The sequence below is a fragment of the Stutzerimonas kunmingensis genome (genome assembly GCF_032106285.1).
Lineage (GTDB): Bacteria > Pseudomonadota > Gammaproteobacteria > Pseudomonadales > Pseudomonadaceae > Stutzerimonas > Stutzerimonas kunmingensis_B.
On sequence record NZ_DAMCPO010000034.1, the window covers coordinates 17,288 to 39,269 of the forward strand.

The following is a 21,982-nucleotide window of genomic DNA, read 5'->3' on the forward strand; positions in this document are numbered from 1 at the left end:
GGTCAGTGTTCCTTGGAGCCGGGCTGCTTGCGATTGCCGATGAACAGCACGGCATCGACGATGAGCTGGTAGGTCAGGCCGGCGAGGCCGAGCGCCAGCGCCAGGTAGAACGGCCACATGAGTGGCGCCCAGGGGCTGACATGTTCCACTTCGCCAGTGGCGAAAGCGTGCCAGGCGCGTCGCCCGGCGACGAAGGTCAGGCCGCCGATGGTGGGCACCAGTACCAGCAGGTAGAACGCCGCGTTGAACCAGCGCTGGGCGGCCGGTTTGAGCCGCGAGGAAAGAAAGTCGACACGCACATGAGCTTCTTCCTTCAGCGCGTAGGCGCAACCCAGCAGGAAGATGCAGCCATTGAGCATGTAGGAAACATCGAAGGCCCAGAGCGTCGGGCTGTGCAGGGCATAGCGGGCGAAGACCTCGTAGATCATCATCAGCACTAGTGCCAGGGTCATGCAGGCGGCCATGCAGAGCAGGGCCTGTGCTGGCCAGTTGTACCATTTGTTGTTCATAACTCCTCCTGCGGCCGGCCAACGGTGGTGGCCGGCCTTGTCTCGTCAGTCGTGGTACTTAATGTCTGTAGAGATAGGAGGAGTTTTCCGACCAGCGCTGCAGGTAGTCGCTGTAGTCCTTGAAGATGGCCTTGGCGTCGATGTCGTCCGCCTTGCGCGCTTCCAGTTTGTCGGCGATCAGCTTGTTGCCGCGCTGGGCCAGGTCGTCGGTGATGCTCTTGTCCAGCTGGATGATTTCGATGCCGGCCTTGCGGTAGGTGTCCATCGCCTTCATGTCGCGGTCGAGGAAGTGGAAGTAGCTCTGCAGGGTGGTCAGCTTGGCGGCTTCTTCCAGCTTGGCGCGGGTCTTCTCGTCGATGGCGTTCCAGTTCTCCTCGGTCATGAAGAACTCCCAGACGAACGACGGTTGGTGCACGCCGGGGGTGAGCAGGTAAGGCGCCACTTCGTGGAAGCCTTCGGTCAGGTTGGCCCCTGGGGTGGCCCACTCGACGGCGTCCACGCCCTTGCGTTGCAGCAGGGTGTAGATCTCGCCTGGCGGTATCACAGTAGGCGAAGCGCCGACCTGCTGGATGACCTCGGCCCAGGCACCGGCGGTGCGGAATTTCAGGCCCTTGAAGTCTTCCAGTCTCTCGATCTTCTTGTTGGCGTGCGCCAGCACTTCGGTGCTGCCGACGCCCACGACCAGGCTGTGTAGGCCCATGTTCTTGCGGCGGAATTCCTGCAGGTACTTTAGGCCATCGCCTTCATACAGCCAGGCCAGGGTTTCCTCGCCGGACATGCCGCCCGGATAACCAGCGAACACGTTGTTCAGCGGATCCTGGTTGACCAGGTAGGTGGGGGTGGAGTGACCGGCCTTGAGCACGCCGTTCTGCACCGACTCGTAGACCTGGAACGGCGGCACGATGACGCCGGCGCCGACCGGGCGAATCTTCACCTCGCCGTCGGTGAGCAGCGCGGCGTTGCTGGCGAAGCGCTTGAGGAAGTTGTCGAAGAAGAAACTGCCTTCCGGCACGGAGGTTGGTACCGAGTAGGTGTAGCTGGCCGCCTGGCTGGTAGCGCAGCAAAGCGCGAGGCCGAGAGCGGCGAAAAGCTGGGTAGTCTTGTTGATCATCCTGTTGCCCTTGGTCTTTATCGTGTTTGCCCGGTGCACGGATTGCGCATTCGTCAGGCAAGGTAGGTGAAGCCAAAGAAGCGGGAGGGATGGCCTCCCGCGTCCATACAGCAATTAACGGGTGGTGCCCGTTCGGCAAGCACGGACGTCCAGCGATCAGGCGCTGGCCGACCAGTTGGCGTACCACTGGCGGAACAGCTTGTACTGGATCTCGGCGTAGTTGCGCTGGGCCTTGCTGAGCACATCGGTTTCGTTGAAGTGCAGGGTGTATTCCGGGTCGCCACCCAGCACCATCAGGTGCTTGTAGTAGAGAACCAGGTCGGTGCCTTCGTCGAAGGTCGACAGCACATTCAGTGCTTCGGACAGCTCATGGGCGCGGCGGCGGGCAATGGCGTCGCCCTTGGCGGCCTGCTTGCTCAGCTCGACCAGTTGCAGCACTTCGCGCGGCAGGACGTTGCCGATGCCGGTGATGGCGCCTGTGGCACCGCAGTTGACGAAGCCATGCATCACCTGGGTATCGACGCCGGCCATGAGGATCACATCGTCATCCTGGGAGGTGATGTGCTCGGCGGCGTAGGACATGGCGGCGGCGCCACCGAACTCTTTGAAGCCGATCAGATTGGGGTACTTTTGACGCAGCTTGAAGAACAGGTCGGCGCGGGTGGCAAAGCCGTAGTGCGGGCTGTTGTAGATCACCGCCGGCAGCTTCGGTGCCGCTTCGAGAATGGCGGCGAAGTGCGCTTCCTGGGCGGTCAGCGAGGCGCCACGGGACAGCACGCGGGGAATAACCATCAGGCCATGGGCGCCGACCTTGGCGGCATGGGCGGCGTGGGATACGGCTTCCCTGCTGTTCACCGCGCCGGTGCCGACGATGGTTGGGATGCCGGCTGCCACCAGGCGCGCCACACCTTCCTGGCGCTCGGCTTCGGTGAGCAACGGCCAGTCGCCCATGGAACCGCAGTAGACCACGGCGCTCATGCCGGTCTCGATCAGCTGCTTGCCCTTGCGCACCAGGGCGTCGAAGTCCGGCTTGCGCTCGGCGGTGCAGGGTGTCATCAGGGCGGGGATGGTTCCGGTGAAGATGTTGCTGCTCATAGTGTTGCCTCCAGGCAGAATTAAAGTATTTCGTATACGAAAATAAACGGTCGTAGTAAACCCTCTATTTCCATGGTGTGGGCCTGAGCCCGGTTCACTGCATATTTGTGGGAGCGGACTTGTCCGCGATCTTTTAGTCCTGAACATTCGCGGACAAGTCCGCTCCCACAGTGATTGCTCGATTCTTTTGTTGCCTTTCTACAGCTTCAATTCCACCGGCCAGGTGTCCGAGAGGCGATAGCCGATCGGCCACGGATCGCTCGGGTCGAGCATGTGCTGGTGCGTACCGGTGATCCAGGCGCGCCCGGACAGGCATGGGTAGATCGCGGTGCGGCCGGCGACTTCGGTCAGCGAGTCGATGCGGCAGTGGAATTGTGAGCCGATAATCGAGCGGCCGATGAATCGTTCGCCCACCGCCAATTGGCCCTTGGCATGCATGACCGCCATGCGCGCCGAGCAGCCTGTACCGCAAGGTGAGCGGTCGATCTTGCCGGGGCGGATGACCACGGCATTGGCGCCCGTGGCGATGCCGTTCTCGTGCACCACCGGGGCGGCGATCTGACAGAAGGAAATATGGCTCCAGTCCGGGTTCAGTGGGTGGCTGAAACCGAGTTGCTGGTTGGCTGCCTGGGTGATCTTGAGTCCCGTGGCGACCAGGTCCGCCGCTTCGTCCGGGGCGATGGAGAAGCCCAGCTTGTGTGCATCGACGATGACGAAACTGTCGCCACCGTAAGCGGTATCCACCTGCAGCGAGCCGAGGCTTTCGACCTCGATCCAGGCGTCGAGCTTGTCGGCGAAGGACGGCACGTTCTTCACCTCGACGCGCTCGGCCTTGCCGTCCTTGCAGTCGGCGACCACTTCCACCAGGCCGCCGGGGGCTTCCAGGGTCAGCCGGGTCTGCGGCTCGGTCATTGGCAGGATGCCGCTGTCGAGCAGCACGGTGGCCACGCACAGCGAGTTGGAGCCGGACATCGGCGGCACGTCGGCCGGTTCCATGATGATCCAACCCATCTGCGCCTTGGGATTCTTCGCCGGCACCAGCAGGTTGACGTGGCGGAACACGCCACCGCGCGGCTCGTTGAGCACGAAGTTGCGTAGGAAGTCGTCCTGTTCGATCCAGCGCGACTGCTGCCACAGAGTATCGCCCGGTGGCGGCGCGACGCCGCCGACGATGACGTCACCGACCTCGCCCTCGGCGTGGCAGCTGACCACATGAATGACTTTGCTGGAGCGCATGGCGCAACCCTCTTAGTTGACCGACTTGAGGAAGTCAGCGGTTTCCGGCTTCTGCGGATTGCCGATCACCTGATCGGGCGTGCCGATCTCGTGCACCAGGCCGTTGCGGAAGAACGCCACGCGGTCGGACACGTCCCGCGCGAAGCGGATTTCGTGGGTCACCAGCACCATGGTCATGCCGTCTTCGGCGAGCATGCGCATGGTGTCGAGTACCTCACCCACCAGTTGTGGGTCGAGGGCGCTGGTGGCTTCGTCGAACAGCATGTAGTCCGGGCTCATGGCCAGTGCGCGGGCGATTGCCATGCGCTGCTGCTGGCCGCCAGAGAGCTTGCCGGGGAACACCTTGAGCTTCTCGCCCAGGCCAACGTGGGTCAGTTGCTGCACGGCGATAGCCTCGGCTTCCTGCTTGCTCAGGCCTAGCACTTTGCGCGGTGCCAGCATCACGTTTTCCAGCACGGTCAGGTGCGGGAAGGCGTTCCATTGCTGGAAGACGATGCCGATTTTCTGCCGCAGCTTGTTGATGTCGGTGGAGGGCGCATGCACCTCGGTGCCGTCGACGCGGATGCTGCCGCTCTTGATCGACTCCAGGCCGTTGATGCACATCAGCAGGGTCGATTTGCCGGAACCGGAGCCGCCAATGATCGACACCACCTCGCCCTTGTTCACCGTCAGGCTGACGCCCTTGATGACTTCGAGGTCGCCGAAGGATTTGTGGACATTGTCGATCTCAATCATTTTCCTGCCACCTTTTTTCCAGCTGGGCGCCGAGTTGGGCGACGACCAGGCTCATGACGTAATAGATGAGGCCGGCGATGCACAGCACCAGCAGCGGCTCTTGAATGCGTGTGACGATGGTCTGCGAGGCGCGCAGCAGCTCGACGATGCCGATCCACATGACCAGCGCGGTGTCCTTCATCACGCTGAGCACCAGGTTCAGCCAGCCAGGGAAGGCTACGCGGGTGGCCATCGGCAGGACGATGTAGCGCAGGTCCTGCAGGTAGCTCAGGCCCAGCGAACGGCTGGCGCGGCGCAGGGTGAACGGCACCGACAGCACGCCGGCCCGCACGATCTCGGTGAAGTAGGCGGCGGCGTAGATGCCGAGCACGATGCAGCCCACGGTGAAGGCGCTGATATCGATGCCGGCGATGCTCTTGAACGAGTTGAACAGGACGAACTGGATCAGCAGCGGCACGCTGCGGAACACGTCGAGCACCCAGGCCAGTGGCAGGGTGGCGCGCGGAAGCAGGGCACGCAGCAGGCCGAACAACAGGCCGGCGAAGGAACCGAGCAGGATGGCCCAGAAGGTCAGTTGCAGGGTGACCCAGGCGCCGTCGAGCAGGAAGAGGAAGTCGTTCCAGGTGAAGCTGGTATTGAACATGTAAGTGCTTCCTCAGTAACGGAACAGGCGCCAGGCCATGAGCCGGGCTACCGCTACGATCGCCTTGGCGATCAGGTAATAAAGCACCGCCGCGATGGCAAAGAACTCGAAGGTGCGGAAGGTCTTGACGTTGTAGTCCTGGGTGACGCCGGTGAGGTCGTTGTTGAGGCCGACGATCACCCCCAGCGAGGTCATCAGCACAGCCCAGACCATCTGGTTGGAAAGCGGGTAGAAGACGATGCGCAGCAGTTGCGGCACGACGATCAACCGGTAGGCCTGGAAGGCGCTCATGCCCAGCGAGCGTGCAGCCCGCACTTGGGTGTCGGGCACTGCCTTGAGGCCACCGCGGAAGTTTTCCGCCAGGTAGCCGGCGTTGTTGAAGGTGATACCGGCGAGCAGGGCGATCCAGGAGCTGACGTGCCAGCCCATCGAGCCCAAACCGAAGTAGAGGATGTAGATCTGGAACAGCGACGGCGTGTTGCGTGCGATGGATACCCAGGTGTTGGCGAAGCCGCGTGCCAGCGGGTTCTTCAGCTCGCGCATCACCGTCAGCGCGAGGGCGATGAGTACGCCGAAGATCATCGACAGGGCGGCCGTCTCGAAGGTCACCCAGGCACCGGCGAGCATGTCGGGCAAAGCCCTGAACGCCTGGCGCCACTGGAAGGTGTAATCAAACATGCGTGGGGTTCTCCACAGGGAAAGCGGGTTGCAGCCAGCGCGGCAGGCGACCGCTGGCTTGGCCTGAGCAGGCGGCCTCGATGCACTCGGCCAGACTGGCGAAGTGCACCGAGCGACCGACCAGCCCTGGCGCGTAATGGGCGTATTTGCCTGAATTGGTCATCAGGGTGGAGCTGTTTGTCGGCACCACGGGCTCGCCGAGCATGCACCAGCAGGTATCGTTCAGCAGGGTCGCGCCAAAGGCTTCCAGCACGGCGGCATGGCCTGCGGCGCGGGCCTGTTCGAGCACCGCGCGGCCGCTGGTAATCACCAGGCTGACCTCCGGGTGCCGGGTGCGGCCGGCACACAGGGTGGCGAGGTGGGCGAATTCGCTGAACGAGAAATGCGGGTTGCCGAGGGCGATCAGGCCGACCCTGGCTTCCCTGGCACTGTTCAACTCATCCCAGCTGCGGCGTAGGTCGGCGTGGCTGACCTGCTCTGTCTGCAGCGTTGCACCGCTGTGAATAACCCGTTGTGGGTCGCGTGCTTCCGGGGTGATACCAGCGATATGGAACAGTGGCGCTGCCGAGCTGGTGGCGAAGGCGGCGCCAAAGGCCTTGAGATCGTCCAGCGTCGGTTGCGCCCGTTCCAGACCACAGACCAGCGGAATGCGGCTGCCACAGAGCAGACCGACGTGATAGCCGAGCAATGGATAGAAGGCGTCGTCCAGGCCGTCGAGCGCCGGCAGCTCGATGCGCAGAGCGGCCTTGCGCTGCTCATCGAGGTGGCAGCCGACCTTCGGCGCACGGCCGGTCAGGGCAATGCAGATATCCAGGTAATCGGGATACTTCAGCGTCCGGGCGCCGAGCACGCTGTTGGCGTAGACCACCGCATTGGATTCCGCCCAGACGATCTGCTCGCCCTCGCCTGGTGCGCTGTCCAGCAGATAGGGCGCACAGGTGAAGCTGAGCTGCGCGCCCATCGCCATGTAGGCATCACCGAGGGCGCTGGCCGGTTCGCCGAATGCCGCGTCGATGCCCAGTGCGCGCCAGCGCCGCTGATCCACGGAGATCGAATTGAGGGTGGTCGGCACACATACCTTGGCGCCCCAGGCCACCAGTTGTTCGGCGAAGCGCAGGCTGGCCGGGCCGGTGTAGATGCAGCCGTCGATATGCGCCTGGGTGACGTCCAGCAGTTCGCTGGCGCCTTGAAGCTCGGCCATGCGTAGCACCAGTTGCATGGCGACCTGGGCCGCCTTGCCCTGCTCGCCATCGAGCCGCGCCTGATCGTCTTCGCTCAGGCTCAGATGGGTACTGAACGGGCGCTGCCCGGCGAGTGATGCCACGCCGGTTGGCCGGGCATCGACCGGGCGCTGTGGATAAAGCTGCAAGCGCTCACCGTCCAGGCGGGCATAAGCCTGCCCGCGCAGCCGGGCAAAGGCTTCGTGACCGATGCACAGCACGGCGATGGAACGCTGGAACAGCAGCTCGGCCACCAGCACGCCGAGGGTGAGAATCTCGTCGGCCTCGGCTAGCACCAGTGCGCTGGGCGCATGCTCGCCGCTGAGCAGCTCCATCATCACGCTGCTGCCGGTGCAGGAGCCGCGCCCGCTGGGAATCGCCAGCACGCGCCTGGCCAGGTTCTGCCCGCTGAGCGGATGGTGGCGGTCGATCACCTCGCCGCTGAACGGATCGACACCGCCCCAGAAACTCAGGCCCATGTCGGCGAACAGCAACTCACCCTCGGCGCGGCCGGCCACCAGGCTGCGGCCCTGCAGCAGGTCGACAGCGGCGCTGGGTAGTGAGCGTTCCACGGTTGCAGACATCGATGGGGCTCCGTTGCGGGAGAAAGCTCGGGTGCTGCAGGAGCACACGAGCGCGATAAGGGGAGAGCGCGCCGCGAGGCGGCGCGCTGGCACCTGGGCTTAGTAGTACACGCCCGGTACGGTCAGGCTGGCCGGCTTGATTTCGTCGCCTACCCACTTCTGCCACAGTTCGTCGTAACGGCCGTTACGCACCTGCTGGTTGACGAACAGGTTGAGGTAGTTGAGCAGGCCATACTCGTTGCGCTTGGCGGCTAGGGACACGTAGTCGACGACGAAAGGCGCGTCACCGGCGACTTTCAGGCCCTTGTACTTGCCGGACTTGAGGGTGGCGGCGGCCACGGTGTTGGTCACCACGGTGGCGTCGATATGGCCCTGGGCCACGGCGAGGATGGTGTCGTTCTGCGACTGGTAGGCGCGGAAGCTGCCTTCACCCCAGGCCTTCTGATCCTTTTCCAGGGCGATGGCCTCGTAGGTGCCGCTGGTGTTGCCCAGCTTCTTGCCCTTGAGGTCGGCGTAGCTGCTGATGCCGGCGTCTTCACGGGTCAGCACGACCATCTGGAAGGCGAAGTAGGGCACGGTCATGCCCACGGTCTTGGCGCGCTCGAGGGTGTCGGAGGTGGAGGCGACGATCACGTCGGCACGGCCGGAGACCAGTGCGGGAATACGATCCGGGAACGGGGTTTCGACCACTTCGGCCTCGACGCCGAGGACCTTCGCCAGGTCGTTGCAGTAGTCCACGTCGAAGCCGGCGGGCTGGTTCTTCTCATCGCGGAAACCCATGGGTGGGAAGTCCAGAGTCACGGCGCAACGCAGCTTGCCGGAACCGATGATGTCGTCGAGCTTGTCGGCTTGAGCGGTTGCCGCCAGGGAGGCGCTCAGGGCGGTGCCGAGGGCAATGGCGAGAGTCTTTCTATTCATGTGCAGCCTCATTATTGATTGATGGGTTGGCAGATGAAACGTGCATCAGGGGATTTCGTATACGATATTTGATAAGCAAGGCTTGTGCCGGTTTTGCCCTGAACTCAGTGGCAAAATGGCAGCCCTTATTTGGCGAGGGATATAGCGAGGAATGAGCAGCGCTCGTCGCGATGCGAGGCGGCGGGTAAGTGTCACCGTGTTACATAATGAAGCATGCTGTGTGTGTGTTTGCCCCTAAATGGAACGTGTTGTCAGCGATAGCGCTGGGCATCGCGGTATTGGCTCGGGGAAAGCCCGGTCAATGCCTTGAACTGGCGGCTGAACGCGCTGTGGTCGGTATAGCCACAGCGCAGGGCTATCTCCGTGATCGGTAGGTCGCTTTGCAGCAGTTGGGTGGCGGAGCCGAGACGTGCCTTATGAATCATTTGCCGTGGGGTAAGCTGGAAGATCCGCTTGCACAGACGTTCCAGCTGCGCCACGGACAATCCTGCTAACTCGGTCAGCTCGGCCAGGCTGATAGGGCGCGCGTGGTGCTGGCGGATATAGTCGTCCACCACGGCCAGCCTCTGGTAGGCCGGATGCGTGTCATGTGCTGCCTGTAGGTCACACGATACTCCGGCCATGCCGATCACTTCACCGGCAACATTGCGCAAGGCTAGCTTATGGGTCAGGCACCACCCGGTCAGGTGTTCGGGGTATAGGTGCAGCTCAAGCTGGTTTTCCAGATGTGAGCCGGCGTGAAGAACTTGTAGATCCTGGGCGGTGTACTGCGGGCCCAGACGCGATGGGAAGACATCCTCGGCGGTGCGCCCGAGTAGCTCCTGCTTGTCCTTGAAGCCGCAGCGCCGTGCCAGCGTCTGATTGACCATCATGTAGCGCGCCTGGGGGTCCTTGATGAAGAACACCACGCCGGGCATTGCATCCAGTAACGGCGCGATCGCCGCAAGGCTGGCGAGCAGTGTGGGTAGGTCGGTGAGCGTGGAGCGTGGCAGAAGGTCTAGCATCTTGGGACTGGTAGGTGGTGGCTCCTGAGCATACGGCCCGAAGGGCCACCTGGGTAGTGCTCGAACGACGCTACTGCAGGTGGAGCAGGGTGCCGATACGCGCGGGGCTGAATGGCGGGCGTGGCGCCGCTGGCTGCCAGCCGAACAAGGCCTGCGCTGCACCGCCGCAGATGCGCCCCTGGCAGGCTCCCATGCCGCAACGGCTGGCCATCTTCGCCTGGCTCCAACCTTGGTGATCGGTGACTGCGGCCAGCGGCACATCTTCACAGCGGCAGATCAGGGTGTCCGGCTTGGCCAGGTTCTTCACCTCGTCACGCAGGGCGAAGGTGGCGTTCAGCGCACTGGCGAAGCCATGCCAGCGCTGGCGCTGTGGCCACAGGTGCTGCGCCGCATCACGGTCGCCCACTGCGGTATGGCCGGCAATGGCGCCTTCGACCAGGGCTTTTTCACTGCCGCCAAAACCGGTGCTTTCCCCGGCGGCGTAGTGATCGGCGAGGCTGGTGGCCTGCCAGGCATCGACGGCAATCGCGTTGTTGTCGATGCGGCAGCCCAGGGCTTGGCCGAGTTGCAGGTTGGGAATCAGGCCGAAGCCACAAGCCAGGCGGTCGCAGGCGATTTCGCGAATCTGCCCACCGCTATTTAGGCGCACCGCTTCCAGGCGCCCATCACCCAGGGCTTCGACGACATGGCTGTTGGCCCGGTAGCCAGGGTGGAACAGGCCGAACAATTGCAGCAGCTTGTGTGGCCAGCGTGGCAATTGCGCGGCAAAGCCGGCCAGCGCTGACCAACTCGCCTGTTCGGTGATGCTTACGACCTGGGCACCGTTTTCCTTCGCGGTAGCGGCGCTGGCCAGCAGCAATGGGCCGCTGCCGGCGATGACGATGCGCTCGCCGGCCACCGGCATGCCACCCTTGATCAGCGCCTGCAGGCCGCCGGCGCCGGTAACACCGGGTAGCGTCCAGCCGGGAAACGGCATTAACAACTCACGGGCGCCAGTGCACAGAATCAGCTTGTCGTAGGCGATGACGCGGCCCTGCTCTGGGTCTTCCACCAGCAGCGCCTTGGCCCCGGCCAGGGCGACCACGCGGGTGGCCGGCAGCAGCTCGATGTTGGCCTGTGCCTCCAGCCGTCTGCGATGCTCGCGGGCCAGCGGCGGCAGGTGCGCCTGCGGGCCGTCGCGCCAGATCTGTCCGCCAGCGGCGGGGTTGTCGTCGAGCACGGCGATGCGTGCGCCACTCGGCGCGGCAGCCAGGGCGGCGGCCATACCGGCAGGGCCGGCACCGATGATGAGGATGTCCACCTTCATGGCCGGCTCTCCACCTGCATGCCATCGCGGCAAAGGGTCTGGCAGGCCAGGCGGCGCTGGCCGTCGATGGTTACCCGGCATTCCTGGCAGATACCCATGCCACACACCGGCGCACGGCGCTGGCCGCTGACCGAGGTGCGGCTGGTGCCATCACCGCCGAGCATCAGCGCGGCGGCGACCGTGGTACCGGGGGCCACCTGCAGCGGGTGGCCGTCGAGAATCAGTTCAGGCATGCGCGCGTACTCCGGCGAAGCGCTGCGGCAGATAGGGTTCCAGCGCCAGTGGCGCGGTTTCACCGAGCAACTGGGCAATCAGAAGGTCGGCGCTGCCCGGCGCGGTGGTAACACCGAGGCCTTCGTGGCCGACCGCCAGCCACAGGCCGGGGCGCTGCGGATGTTCACCGAGCAGCGGCAGGCCGTCCGGGCTGGCGGCGCGAAAGCCGGTCCAGGCGCGGATGCCGTTGAGCTGGGCCAGGCCTGGCACGTAATCGACGGCGCGCTGCAGCATCTTCGCCAGCATCCACGGTTCGATTTCCGGGTCGGTGGTATTGAACTGCCGCGAGGCGCCGATGAACAGCTGGCCGGTTGGGCGTGGCTGGATATTGGCGGCGGTCGACGGGCCAGTGGCGTTGTGCGCGCTGGTGACGTAACCCAGCTCCACCAGGGTGTGGCTGATTCGCCCCGGGTAACGGTCGGTGATCAGCAGGTGGCCTTTCTTCGGTTCGATCGGCAGTTCCGGGCATAGTGTGCTGGCATGAGTACCGCCAGCGAGGATCACCGCTTGGGCGCTGAGCCTGCTACCACTTTCCAGGCGTACTCGGTTGCCGTCGATCTCCACGACATGCGCCTGGCGGCACTCGATCAGTGGATGGTCGAGCAGCCAGCGCGCCGCGTTGGGTGCATAGAGAATGCCGTCACCGATTACCCGCAGGCCGCCGTGCAGACCGTCGCGCAGCTCTGGTTCGGCGTTGTGCAGGGCTTGCGCGCCGAGCAGCTCGCAGTCCAGGCCATGCTCGCGCAGTACCTGATACTTGGCCTCGGCCACGGCCATTTCCTCGGCATTGGCGGCCAGCCACAGGGTGCCGTTCTGCCGATAGGCGCAGTCGTCCGGCATGTCCCGTGACCAGTCGCGCCAGCGCTGCACCGAATACTGGCTGAGCGCCAGTTCGGCCGGGTTGTCGTCGAGCACGATCAGGTGGCCCATGCCGGCAGCCGTCGCCGCACGCAGGCCCGCGTCAAGCACCAGCACGCGTTGGCCACGGCTGGCCAGTTCATGGGCGCAGGCGGCGCCGACGATACCGGCGCCGATGACGATGAAGTCGGCGCCGTCACTCACGGAACGATGCCCCAGGCGAACGGATCGTCTTCTTCGATGAGTAGGGTGGCCTCGGCGCTGATATTGGCCCGGCCACGAATGGTGGGGATGATGCGGCCGTTTTCGGCCTGCTCGTAGCTGCCTTCGAACTGGCTACCGATCACGCTGGCCTGGCGCCAGATCGAGCCGGGCAGCAGCTTGCCGTCGGCGGCCAGGCAGGCCAGCTTGGCGCTGGTACCGGTGCCACAGGGCGAGCGGTCGTAGGCCTTGCCGGGGCAGAGCACGAAGTTACGGCTATCGGCTTCGGCGTCATCGGCGAACAGCTCGATATGGTCGATCAGGCCGCCATCCTCACCACGAATTCCTTGCTCTTCCAGCGCTTTCTGCACCGCATAGGTGTAAGCGGTAAGTGCTTCGACGTTATCGCCAGCGATGCGTTGGCCGTGCTCGCTGATCAAAAAGAACCAGTTGCCGCCCCAGGCGATGTCGCCGGTCACTTTACCGTGGCCTGGCACATCCAGTGTTACCGCTTGGCGGTAACGGTAGGCAGGTACGTTGCGCACGCTCACCGAACGGTCGTCGTGCAGGGTCGCCTCGACGGTGCCGACCGGGGTTTCGATCTTGTGCACGCCTGGCCCGATGCGGCCCATATGCGCCAGGGAAACCACCAGGCCGATGGTGCCGTGGCCGCACATGCCGAGGTAGCCGGTGTTGTTGAAGAAGATGACTCCGGCACAGGCGCTGGGATCGACAGGCTCGCATAACAGGGCACCGACCAGCACGTCGCTGCCGCGCGGCTCGAGCACGCTGGCTGCACGCCATTGATCGTGCTGGCTGGCCAGCAACTGCTTGCGCTCGGCCATGCTGCCGTTGCCCAGGTCAGGAAAACCGCGGGTGACCAGACGGGTCGGTTCACCGCCGGTGTGGGAGTCGATTACCTCGATGCGTTTCATGTGACCATGCCTGTGTGCCATTTGGGTGGCTACAGAGTGACGCGAGGCGGCCGCTCCGGCTTGAAGGATTTGTGTCAATCGGATGATGAAATTAGCACAGTCACAAGCTCGACCTTCTGCTACCGGTTGATGTGGAAGCTGCTGTGTTGCTCATCTGGCTACAACGTTCTGCTCGATGCGGTATGCAGGCGGATCTGCCACTGATCGGCAGATTGCGCCAGGGCTGCCTGGGGCAGACTGCCGAGCTGGCGCTGCTTTCGACGGAGGATCAGCGATGGCCCGGCAGATGTGCGAAGAGGCTGCTGCAGACACCGGTTATATGTTCGTCGAGCAGTGCAGCTGCATGATCTACATTGCCTGCACGGCAGGCATCGATGATTGCACGATGTTCGTGATCAGCGCGATCCTTACCTTCGGACAGGCTCATCTGCATGCGCAAATAGCGTTCCAGTTTGTCGTGGATCGAGCGGATGAGGCTGACCAGAAAAGGTCGCTGGGCTGGTTCGTAGAGGCAGGCGTGCAGCTTCCAGTTAAGTTCGGCCCAGTGACCCACATCGACTTCGCCAACGAACTCCTCACAAATGCTTTCGGCGTGAGCGAAGGTCTCTTCGGTCATATTGGGGATGGCCAGGCGCAGCACTTTGTCTTCAAGCAGGATGCGCACTTCGAACATCTGCGCCAGTTCCGGCTCGGAGATGCGTGTTACCACAGCTCCCTTGTTACGTTGGAACATGACCAGGCCTTCGGCCTCCAAACGCTTGAGCGCTTCACGTACGGGAATCTTGCTGACGTTGAACAGGCTCGCCACGTCGTCCTGCCTGATTGGCTCGCCCTCAGCGATATCGCCCGCAACGATTGCGTCACGCAGGTGTTTGGCTATGACCTCCGAGGCAGTTGGTGTAAGGCCGAGGTTGGGGGCGTTGAAGCGAGCAAGAGGCAAGGCGGACTACTCTGATGGTTGCTTAATATACTTTATACGAAATTTCATGAGCGAAACGCAGGTGCCATCCATCGGCTTGCCCGATTCTACGAACTTATTGCCCGGTTCTGCCGATCTCTGTGGTCGGCGGCGACAGGTGCTTTTGTGCCCACTACAGTGATGATCTGGCCCCCTGTGTGCGGGGTTGACCGTGACCACCGGCAAGCCATGCCGGAACCATCAGACACCATCAGAACAAGGTGGGCAGACCATGATTACCCTGAATCTCAATGGCCAGGACCACGAGCTTGACGTGGCCGACGATATGCCGCTGCTCTGGGCATTGCGCGACGTTGCCAATCTCACCGGCACCAAGTACGGCTGTGGCATGGCGCTGTGCGGCGCCTGCACGGTGAACGTCGAAGGCCAGCCGACCCGCTCCTGTATCACGCCAGTGTCGGCGGTAGCCGGCAAGCGCATCAGTACCATCGAGGCGGTCGGCGAAGATGCCATAGGCAAGGTGGTTCAGGAGGCCTGGAGGCAACTCGATGTGGTCCAGTGCGGTTACTGCCAGTCCGGGCAGATCATGGCGGCGACGGCCTTGCTGAGTAGCAACAAGGCGCCGAGCGACGCCGATATCGATGCGGCCATGAGCGGCAATATCTGCCGCTGCGCGACCTACGTGCGGATTCGCGCCGCGATTCACGAAGCTGCCGACAAACTGGCCTGAGGAGGCGCATAGACATGGGCAAGATAGAAACTCCCGATAGCGCCACTCGCGGCATCCTCAATGTCAGCCGTCGCACCCTGCTCAAGGGTGGCGGTGGCCTGGCGCTGGGCATTTTCTTCGCGCCGCTGCTGCGCGGCATGGATGCGCTGGCCGCAGCAGGCGGCCCGCTGGAGCCGAACGCCTTCGTGCGAATCGACCTCGATGGCACGGTGACCGTTCTGGCCAAACACCTGGAAATGGGCCAGGGCAGCTACACCGGCCTGGCCACCTTGCTTGCCGAAGAACTGGATGCCGACTGGGACAAGGTGCGCGTCGAAGGCGCGCCGGCCGATGTGAAACGCTACAACAACCTCGCCTTTGGCCCGATGCAGGGTACCGGCGGCAGCACCGCCATGGCCAACTCCTGGGAGCAGATGCGCAACGCCGGTGCGACCGCCAAGGCCATGCTGGTGGCGGCTGCCGCGCAGCGTTGGAGCGTGCCGGTGAGTGAAATCAGCGTCGACAAGGGCGTGGTCATTCACGCCGGTTCAGGTCGCAGTGCCGGCTTCGGTGAGCTGGTCGAGGCGGCAGCCTCGCTACCGGTGCCGGAGCAGGTGCAACTCAAGAACCCGAAGGACTTCAAGCTGATCGGCAAGCGCGAGCTGCGCCGCAAGGACAGTCAGGGCAAGACCGATGGCAGCGCCGTCTTCACCCAGGACTTCAAGCTGCCCGGCATGCTGGTGGCGATGGTCGCCTACCCGCCGCGTTTCGGCGGTGTGCCGCGCAAGGTGGACAGCATCAAGGCCAAGGCCGTGCGTGATGTGGTCGAGGTGGTGGAGTTTCGCGATCTGCCCCATGGCCGTTCGGGTGTCGCCGTGTTGGCGAAGAACACCTGGGCGGCGCGCCAGGGTCGCGATGCGCTGGTGATCGACTGGGATGAGAGCCAGGCCTTCACCCTGGGCAGCGAGGAAATTCTCGCGCAATACCGCGACGATGCGGGCAAGCCAGGTCGGCCGGCCACGAGCAAGGGCGACGCCGATGCGGCGCTGGCCCAGGCGGCGAAAACCGTCGAGGCCGACTACGAGTTCCCCTATCTGGCGCATGCGGCGATGGAGCCGATGAACTGCCTGGTCAAGCTGTCCAGCGATCGCTGCGAAATCTGGAACGGCGAGCAGTTCCAGACCGTCGACCAGGCCATCATCAGCAGCTATCTGGGCCTCAAGCCCGAACAGGTCTCGCTGACCCAGCTATACGCCGGCGGCAGTTTCGGCCGTCGCGCCAGCTCGGTGTCGGATTATCTACTGGAGGCGGTGGCGATTACCAAGGCCGCGCGCGACAAGGGCGTGGATGCGCCGGTGAAAATGGTCTGGACGCGTGAGGACGATACCCGTGGCGGTTATTTCCGGCCGCTGTACCTGCACCGCGTACGCATCGGCCTGGATGAGGCCGGCAAGCTGCAGGCCTGGCACAACCGTATCGTTGGGCAGTCGATCATGACCGGTACCTCGATGGAGCCCTTCATGATCAAGGAAGGCATCGACCATACCTCGGTCGAGGGTCTCTCCAATCTCTCCTACGCCGTGCCCAACCTGCAGGTGGAGCTGAGCACGCCGACCAATATCAAGGTGCCGGTGCTGTGGTGGCGTTCGGTCGGTCATACCCACACCGGTTACGTCGCCGAAACCATGATCGATGAGGCCGCCGTCGCTGCAGGGCAGGACCCTTACGCCTTCCGTCATGCGCTGCTGGAAAGTCATCCGCGTCACCGCGGTGCGCTGGAGCTGGCCGCCAAGCAGGCCGGCTGGGACAAACCGCTGGCGGCGGGTGCCGAGGGCGAGAAGCGCGGGCGTGGCATTGCCGTGCACGAGTCGTTCGGCTCGTTCGTGGCGCAGGTGGCCGAAGTCACGGTGAAGGCCGATGGCAGCTACCGTCTGGATCGCGTGGTGTGCGCCGTGGACTGTGGCATCGCGATCAACCCGGATGTAATCAAGGCGCAGATGGAAGGCGGCATCGGCTTCGCCCTGGCGGCTGCCCAGCACAGCGCGATCACCCTGAAGGAAGGGCGGGTCGAGCAATCGAACTTCCACGACTTCCGGGTGCTGCGCATGAACGAGATGCCTAAGGTCGAGGTGCATATCGTACCGTCCGCGGAGAACCCGACCGGTGTCGGTGAGCCCGGTGTGCCGCCGCTGGCTCCGGCGCTGGCCAACGCGCTGTTCGCAGCGACCGGCGTGCGCTTGCGCAAGCTGCCGTTCCCGGCGCAGATCAAGGCCTGACCGAAGACGCGGTAAACAAACGCCCGGGCAATTGCTCGGGCGTTTTGGTTTGTGAAGGCGCTGTGGGAGGCGCTTCAGCGGCGAGCTTTGCGATGGATCGCGGCTGAAGCCGCTCCTACGCAATCGTGTCGGGTGCGCTCAGAGGGCGGTCAGACGGGGTGCTGCTTCCAGCTCGCTTGCGCCCTGCGGCGTTGGCGTATGGATCGCCGCCTGGCGATGCTTGAGCATGCCGCCTGTGCGCTGGTTAATGGCGGCCGTCATCTCGGCGAGGATCGCCGTGGCCACGCTCTCCGGTGTATCGCCGCCGATATCCAGGCCGATGGGATAGTGCAGGCGCTCCAGCGCTGGTAACTGCGCGCTGTGTTGGCGAATCTCATCCAGCAGGCGTTCGGTGCGGTCACGTGGTCCCAGTTGGCCGATATAGGCAGGCGCGCCCAGCAATACGCTGCCCAGCCAATGGCGATCCTGACTGTAACTGTGGCTCATGATCGCCACCATGGCGCCGTCGGTGAGTGTGTGCAGCTCGTAAGGTGGGCGGGCATCGATCTGCAGCACGGTGTCGGCGTCGGGGAAGCGTTCGGCGCGGGCGAAATGCGCGCGGCCATCGACCACGGTGACGTGCCAGTCCAGCAGCTTGGCCATATGTGTCAGCGGCTGCGCATCGTGCCCGGCGCCGAAGATCACCAGCCGCCGTTGCGGTGCCAGGTATTCGCAGAACACCTCGATCTCGCCACGCTCATCACGGTAGCTGCGCAGCGAGGAGCGGCCATCGGTCAGGGTTCGCTGCAAATCGGCTCGAACCTCGGCGTCGAGTACGGAATCGAGCAGGCAGCCGTTGTCGCTGAGTGATGGATGCAGATAAAGACGCTCGCCCACACGTACACGGGCGTTGCGATAGCTGCCGATCACCGTGGCGATCGCCCCGGCCTGGCCGCTTTCACGCACCTGGCGCAGCAACTCGAGCACCGCCAGCGGCTTTTCCGCGCTGTGGCGTTCGAGCAATACGTGCTCGGTGCCGTTGCAGCCAAGGCCGAAGGTCAGCGCGGCGTCCTGATCGTCATCGTCGTCCTGGGTGGCCGTGCTGTAGCGGCGGATCACGGCGTCGCCGCCATCGGTCAGCCACCAGGCCTTCTTCGCTACCTCGGACTCCAGGCAGCCGCCGCTGATGGTGCCCACGGTGCCGCCGTAGAGCGGGATCAGCATGCGCGCGCCGGGGCGGCGGTAGGCCGAGCCTTCGACCTTGACCACGGTGGCGAGCACGGCCTGGCCGTTGTCGCGTTCGAGCGCGCGGATGGCGCCGAGCAGGGCGCTGATTCCCGACAGCATAGGTTTCTCCCAGGCAGGTTTTGGTGGAGCGATCCCAGGCTGCCAATGTCCCGTATGCCAGTTAAGAAGGGTTAGGCCGATCCTGCGAGATTCTTGCCCGATCCTGCGCTGCCTGCCTGAAAGCGCTCGGCCAGTTTGCCGATATGCGCGCGCTCGGTGCGGATGAAGTCGACGAACGCCTGTGCCACCGGGGACAGGCGCCGGCCGCGGATATTCACCACGCACCAGCTGCGTTGCAGTGGCAATTCGGCCACTGGCAGCTCGCGCAGCAGGCCGTACTGCAACTCCAGGCGTACGGGGGGGCATGCCGAGATAAGGCAAAAATTAGGACATTTGTTCTGTAACCTGCTGTGTCTAAAGGATTAATTTTGAGAGGCGCTGCTCAGTTGCGGTGGCTAAATATTGATCAATTATCTCTGCCGAGATAATTGCAGATAATTCCCGCCGTCCGTACTCAGCGCGAGTTCATAAGATTGGAGAGATGCCGAGTTAGAGGGCCTGCGAACAGCTTTGGTCGAGGCTTTGCGCTTCGACGCATATGGCTGCTTAGCACTGGGGGCTCTCCCAGAAGCGACAAAGGCGGCCTCAACGAGACCGCCTCAAACCAAGTTTCATCACCGGTACACGTACCCGGGAGAGGAAGCTCTTGGGCAGGTTTCAATAATAACACCGATCAAAGCGTCACTGCCGAGTAGCCTTCAAGTAATGTTCATTCGGTCTCTCTCGAAACTACGGTGCGGATGGTTCGAAGCCATCATGCGCAAACTCGGGGCCAAGATGACATTATCAAATGGCCAATTATCCTGGAGGCAGTTATGGGAAGACTCCGCGAAAAACTGGGTTTGCCGAAAGGCCACTACTACCTGCACGTCGCCGTGCTGGCGGGCCTGCCGATTTCGTTGATCTCCGATTTGGCGAGCGAGCTGGATCGATCAGCGGCGCAGATTGTGGAGTGGGTCACTGCGGCCCCCGACAGTACCGTGATGTCTATGCAGGCAGGTGAGGTGTTCTGTCGTCTTATCGAGATCCTCGATGCGCTATTGGAGCTGCACGAAGGTGATCTAGGAGGTTCGCTCCGCTGGCTAACGGCACCGAATGTCGTGCTGTCCAATGAGAAGCCGGTCGAGCTACTGGTAACCGGATTTGGTACGCGCGCTGTACGGCAGGCTATTCGTTCGATTGAATATGGACTGCCAGTTTGATCCCCGCCGAGGGCGGCCTTTGAGCTGGAAACAGAGGGTCATGTACCCGTTTCATTACCGCTGGTAGTGAGCAGCGTATGCCCGAGCAGTTTCAGGTGCGTGATGGCTTCGGCCAAGCGCTCCTGCAGGATCTGCGCTTGCTGCGCCTGGGTTGCGGAGGTCTCGCTTAACCGAGACACCTCCTCCTGCAATGTGCTGCAGCGCTGTTCCAGGGCCTCATTCGCGCGTTCAGCTCCGATCAACGTGCGCTGAGCGGCTTCCAAGGCCTGGACCTTCTGCGCCAATAGCTGTTGCTGTGCATGCTGCTCTTTTTGCAGCTGCCGCGCCTCTGTCAGCAGGCGCGCATTGTCGCGGTTCAGTTGGGTCAACTCGTCCTGTTTGACGATCAGGGTCTGCTGCAATTGCCGTAGTTCCAGTTGCAGTTGCTGCATCTGCGACTCGTGGCGACGCTGCTCCTGCTCACGCTGTTCCTTGCTGGCCTGGCGATAGTGCTCCAGGGCATCACGAGCATGTTGATGCTTATCTTCCAACGAGAGGATTTGCTCATCGCGATCCCGCAGGCGCGTTTCTTGGTCTTGGTTGGCTTGCTGTAGGCGGGCATTCCCGACCTCAGCCTGCTGACGCATCTGTCGTTCCTGCAGTAGCGCTTGCTGGGCAGTCTGGAGCTGCTCCGTGAGCTCAATGCACTGACCTTCCAGCTGCTGGATACGGCTTTCTGCCTGCTGAACCTGGTTCTGGTAATCAAGTCGTTCCCAAGCCAGTTGCTCGCGCTCGTGCGCCACCTCGGCCTTCGCTTCCTCCCTGAGCTGATCCGCCAACTGGCCCACCAGGTTGGCCAACTGCTCGCTGAGCGGCAGTACGACAGTGCTCCGATCGGAGTCAGCGTCTTCGAGTTCTTTCAGGTAGCGGTGAATGGTGGTTTTTGAACCAGTGTTTCCCAGTTCGACCCGTATCGCATCGATGCTGGGGTTCTCTCCTCGCGCCAGGATGGCCTGGCGGGCCTTCTGAACCAGCGCCTTATTAATGCCGCCGCGGGCCATGGTCTGCTCCTACGATTTCGTATTGGATTACATACTACGTATTTACATACTAATTTGTTCTGAAGTAAAGCAGGATTTGAAGGATGAAATAAGATAAAATAATGGAGGCTTATTTAATGGGATGGGCGAAAATGGCTATTTTTCAGTCGTTTTCCAGTACACATAGGGCAAACCCCAGGCGATGAAGGACGTCGAGCGCTATCTGCATGCCGGCACGCGGGAAAACACCCACCGCAGCTACCAGTCGGCCGTCGAACACTTCGAGGTGACTTGGGGCGGCTTCCTACCGGCGACCGGTGACAGCATCGTGCGCTACCTGGTGGACTACGCCGACACTCTGAGCCTCAGTACGATGAAGCAGCGGCTGGCAGCCCTCGCCCAGTGGCACATCAACCAAGGCTTCCCCGATCCAACCAAAACACCCACAGTGCGCCAGGTACTCAAGGGCATCCGCACCCTGCATCCGGCGCAGGCTAAGCAAGCAGCCCCACTGCAGGTGCAGCATCTAGAACAGGCAGTTCAGTGGCTGAATCAGGAGGTCGAACGCGCTCAGCAGTCGGGCGACTTGGCAAGTCTGCTACGAAGCCGACGCGACATGGCGTTATTGCTGGTCGGCTTCTGGCGGGGGTTCCGCAGCGACGAGCTCTGCCGCTTGCAGGTTGAGCATGTCCAGGTTGAGGCCGGCGCCGGCATGACCTTGTTCTTGCCGCAGAGCAAGGGGGATCGGGAGAACCTTGGCACGACCCATTACGCTCCAGCCCTGAAACGCCTCTGTCCGGTACAGGCTTATCTCGACTGGATCAGTGTCGCCGGCATAGTACGAGGGGCCGTGTTCCGCCGCCTGGATCGCTGGGGGCACCTGAATGACAGAGCGCTGCATCCCGGCAGCCTGATCAGCCTGCTACGCCAGATATTGCAGCGTGCGGGTATCCCGGCTGAGCTGTATACCAGTCATTCGCTGCGCCGCGGCTTCGCCACCTGGGCCACGGCCAATGGCTGGGATCTCAAGGCACTGATGACCTACGTGGGCTGGAAGGACATGAAGTCAGCCATGCGCTATATCGACCCCGCTATTTCTTTTGGTGGCCTAGCAGCTCGACCCGCCCTTGAACTTAATGCTGGCACTTTGACTCACTCGCCAGCTTCTCACTAGGGAAGGTCTGAAAAAGACTTCCCGAATCTGGTGAAATACGCCGATCCCGCC

21 protein-coding genes and 1 pseudogene are annotated in these 21,982 nt (G+C 63.0%); 4 read left to right on the forward strand and 18 right to left on the reverse strand.

Annotated features, from left to right (window positions below; translation table 11 throughout):
• Positions 1-2: 2 nt before the first annotated feature.
• The 15 genes from RT582_RS19905 to RT582_RS19975 form a co-directional block, all read right to left on the reverse strand.
• The gene (locus RT582_RS19905; RefSeq protein ID WP_125874512.1) at positions 3-509 is read right to left on the reverse strand and encodes a TRAP transporter small permease subunit; all 507 of its coding nucleotides are present in this window, start codon (positions 507-509) and stop codon (positions 3-5) included.
• Between the two features lie 58 nt (positions 510-567).
• Positions 568-1,620: a TRAP transporter substrate-binding protein DctP gene (dctP, locus tag RT582_RS19910; RefSeq protein ID WP_143505703.1), complete on the reverse strand. Its 1,053-nt coding sequence runs from the start codon at positions 1,618-1,620 to the stop codon at positions 568-570.
• A gap of 156 nt (positions 1,621-1,776) precedes the next feature.
• Positions 1,777-2,715 (reverse strand): dihydrodipicolinate synthase family protein, encoded by a 939-nt coding sequence (locus tag RT582_RS19915; protein WP_125874514.1) that lies wholly within the window; start codon positions 2,713-2,715, stop codon positions 1,777-1,779.
• A gap of 198 nt (positions 2,716-2,913) precedes the next feature.
• On the reverse strand, positions 2,914-3,951 hold the full coding sequence (locus RT582_RS19920) for a trans-3-hydroxy-L-proline dehydratase (RefSeq protein WP_313479515.1): 1,038 nt from the start codon (positions 3,949-3,951) through the stop codon (positions 2,914-2,916).
• A 12-nt stretch (positions 3,952-3,963) separates the two neighbouring features.
• Positions 3,964-4,686 carry an amino acid ABC transporter ATP-binding protein gene (locus RT582_RS19925; protein WP_125874516.1) on the reverse strand — a complete coding sequence of 241 codons (723 nt, stop codon included), beginning with the start codon at positions 4,684-4,686 and terminating at the stop codon, positions 3,964-3,966.
• Positions 4,679-5,329, reverse strand: coding sequence for an amino acid ABC transporter permease (locus RT582_RS19930; protein WP_125874517.1), 651 nt, complete (start codon positions 5,327-5,329; stop codon positions 4,679-4,681). Before RT582_RS19930 ends, RT582_RS19925 begins: the two co-directional genes overlap by 8 nt.
• Positions 5,330-5,341: 12 nt before the next feature.
• Positions 5,342-6,007, reverse strand: a complete 666-nt coding sequence (locus tag RT582_RS19935) for an amino acid ABC transporter permease (RefSeq protein WP_125874518.1) — start codon at positions 6,005-6,007, stop codon at positions 5,342-5,344.
• Positions 6,000-7,811 (reverse strand): cis-3-hydroxy-L-proline dehydratase, encoded by a 1,812-nt coding sequence (lhpI, locus tag RT582_RS19940; RefSeq protein WP_143505701.1) that lies wholly within the window; start codon positions 7,809-7,811, stop codon positions 6,000-6,002. Before lhpI ends, RT582_RS19935 begins: the two co-directional genes overlap by 8 nt.
• Positions 7,812-7,910: 99 nt before the next feature.
• Positions 7,911-8,729, reverse strand: coding sequence for an ABC transporter substrate-binding protein (locus RT582_RS19945; RefSeq protein WP_125874520.1), 819 nt, complete (start codon positions 8,727-8,729; stop codon positions 7,911-7,913).
• A 251-nt stretch (positions 8,730-8,980) separates the two neighbouring features.
• A complete protein-coding gene (locus RT582_RS19950) occupies positions 8,981-9,733 on the reverse strand; it encodes an AraC family transcriptional regulator (protein WP_178112551.1) in 753 nt (250 codons plus the stop codon).
• Positions 9,734-9,803: 70 nt separating this feature from the next.
• Positions 9,804-11,039: an FAD/NAD(P)-binding oxidoreductase gene (locus tag RT582_RS19955; protein WP_313479529.1), complete on the reverse strand. Its 1,236-nt coding sequence runs from the start codon at positions 11,037-11,039 to the stop codon at positions 9,804-9,806.
• The gene (locus RT582_RS19960) at positions 11,036-11,272 is read right to left on the reverse strand and encodes a (2Fe-2S)-binding protein (protein WP_125874522.1); all 237 of its coding nucleotides are present in this window, start codon (positions 11,270-11,272) and stop codon (positions 11,036-11,038) included. Before RT582_RS19960 ends, RT582_RS19955 begins: the two co-directional genes overlap by 4 nt.
• On the reverse strand, positions 11,265-12,374 hold the full coding sequence (locus RT582_RS19965) for an NAD(P)/FAD-dependent oxidoreductase (RefSeq protein ID WP_143505697.1): 1,110 nt from the start codon (positions 12,372-12,374) through the stop codon (positions 11,265-11,267). Before RT582_RS19965 ends, RT582_RS19960 begins: the two co-directional genes overlap by 8 nt.
• Positions 12,371-13,306, reverse strand: a complete 936-nt coding sequence (locus tag RT582_RS19970; protein WP_143505695.1) for a 4-hydroxyproline epimerase — start codon at positions 13,304-13,306, stop codon at positions 12,371-12,373. The genes RT582_RS19965 and RT582_RS19970 overlap by 4 nt, the downstream gene beginning before the upstream one ends.
• 268 nt (positions 13,307-13,574) lie before the next feature.
• Positions 13,575-14,246, reverse strand: coding sequence for a GntR family transcriptional regulator (locus RT582_RS19975; protein ID WP_125874525.1), 672 nt, complete (start codon positions 14,244-14,246; stop codon positions 13,575-13,577).
• Positions 14,247-14,496: 250 nt separating this feature from the next.
• On the opposite strand from RT582_RS19975, the gene RT582_RS19980 reads away from it, so the two are divergent.
• Positions 14,497-14,955 carry a (2Fe-2S)-binding protein gene (locus RT582_RS19980; protein WP_143505693.1) on the forward strand — a complete coding sequence of 153 codons (459 nt, stop codon included), beginning with the start codon at positions 14,497-14,499 and terminating at the stop codon, positions 14,953-14,955.
• Between the two features lie 14 nt (positions 14,956-14,969).
• The gene (locus RT582_RS19985; RefSeq protein WP_143505691.1) at positions 14,970-17,210 is read left to right on the forward strand and encodes a xanthine dehydrogenase family protein molybdopterin-binding subunit; all 2,241 of its coding nucleotides are present in this window, start codon (positions 14,970-14,972) and stop codon (positions 17,208-17,210) included.
• A gap of 138 nt (positions 17,211-17,348) precedes the next feature.
• Here the strand turns inward: RT582_RS19985 and RT582_RS19990 are convergent, their stop codons facing one another.
• Both RT582_RS19990 and RT582_RS19995 read right to left on the reverse strand, forming a co-directional pair.
• Positions 17,349-18,536: an XdhC family protein gene (locus tag RT582_RS19990; protein WP_313479542.1), complete on the reverse strand. Its 1,188-nt coding sequence runs from the start codon at positions 18,534-18,536 to the stop codon at positions 17,349-17,351.
• A 71-nt stretch (positions 18,537-18,607) separates the two neighbouring features.
• Positions 18,608-18,832 (reverse strand): annotated as a pseudogene (locus tag RT582_RS19995) (LysR family transcriptional regulator); the annotation flags it as partial.
• A gap of 519 nt (positions 18,833-19,351) precedes the next feature.
• Between RT582_RS19995 and RT582_RS20000 the strand changes: the two are divergent.
• On the forward strand, positions 19,352-19,738 hold the full coding sequence (locus RT582_RS20000; RefSeq protein ID WP_313479544.1) for an antitoxin Xre/MbcA/ParS toxin-binding domain-containing protein: 387 nt from the start codon (positions 19,352-19,354) through the stop codon (positions 19,736-19,738).
• A 38-nt stretch (positions 19,739-19,776) separates the two neighbouring features.
• On the opposite strand, the gene RT582_RS20005 is transcribed toward RT582_RS20000, so the two are convergent.
• Positions 19,777-20,778 (reverse strand): DNA-binding protein, encoded by a 1,002-nt coding sequence (locus RT582_RS20005; protein WP_313479548.1) that lies wholly within the window; start codon positions 20,776-20,778, stop codon positions 19,777-19,779.
• A 181-nt stretch (positions 20,779-20,959) separates the two neighbouring features.
• Here RT582_RS20005 and RT582_RS20010 point away from each other — a divergent pair, with 181 nt between their 5' ends.
• Positions 20,960-21,931 (forward strand): site-specific integrase, encoded by a 972-nt coding sequence (locus RT582_RS20010; RefSeq protein WP_313479550.1) that lies wholly within the window; start codon positions 20,960-20,962, stop codon positions 21,929-21,931.
• The last annotated feature ends 51 nt before the right edge of the window (positions 21,932-21,982 follow it).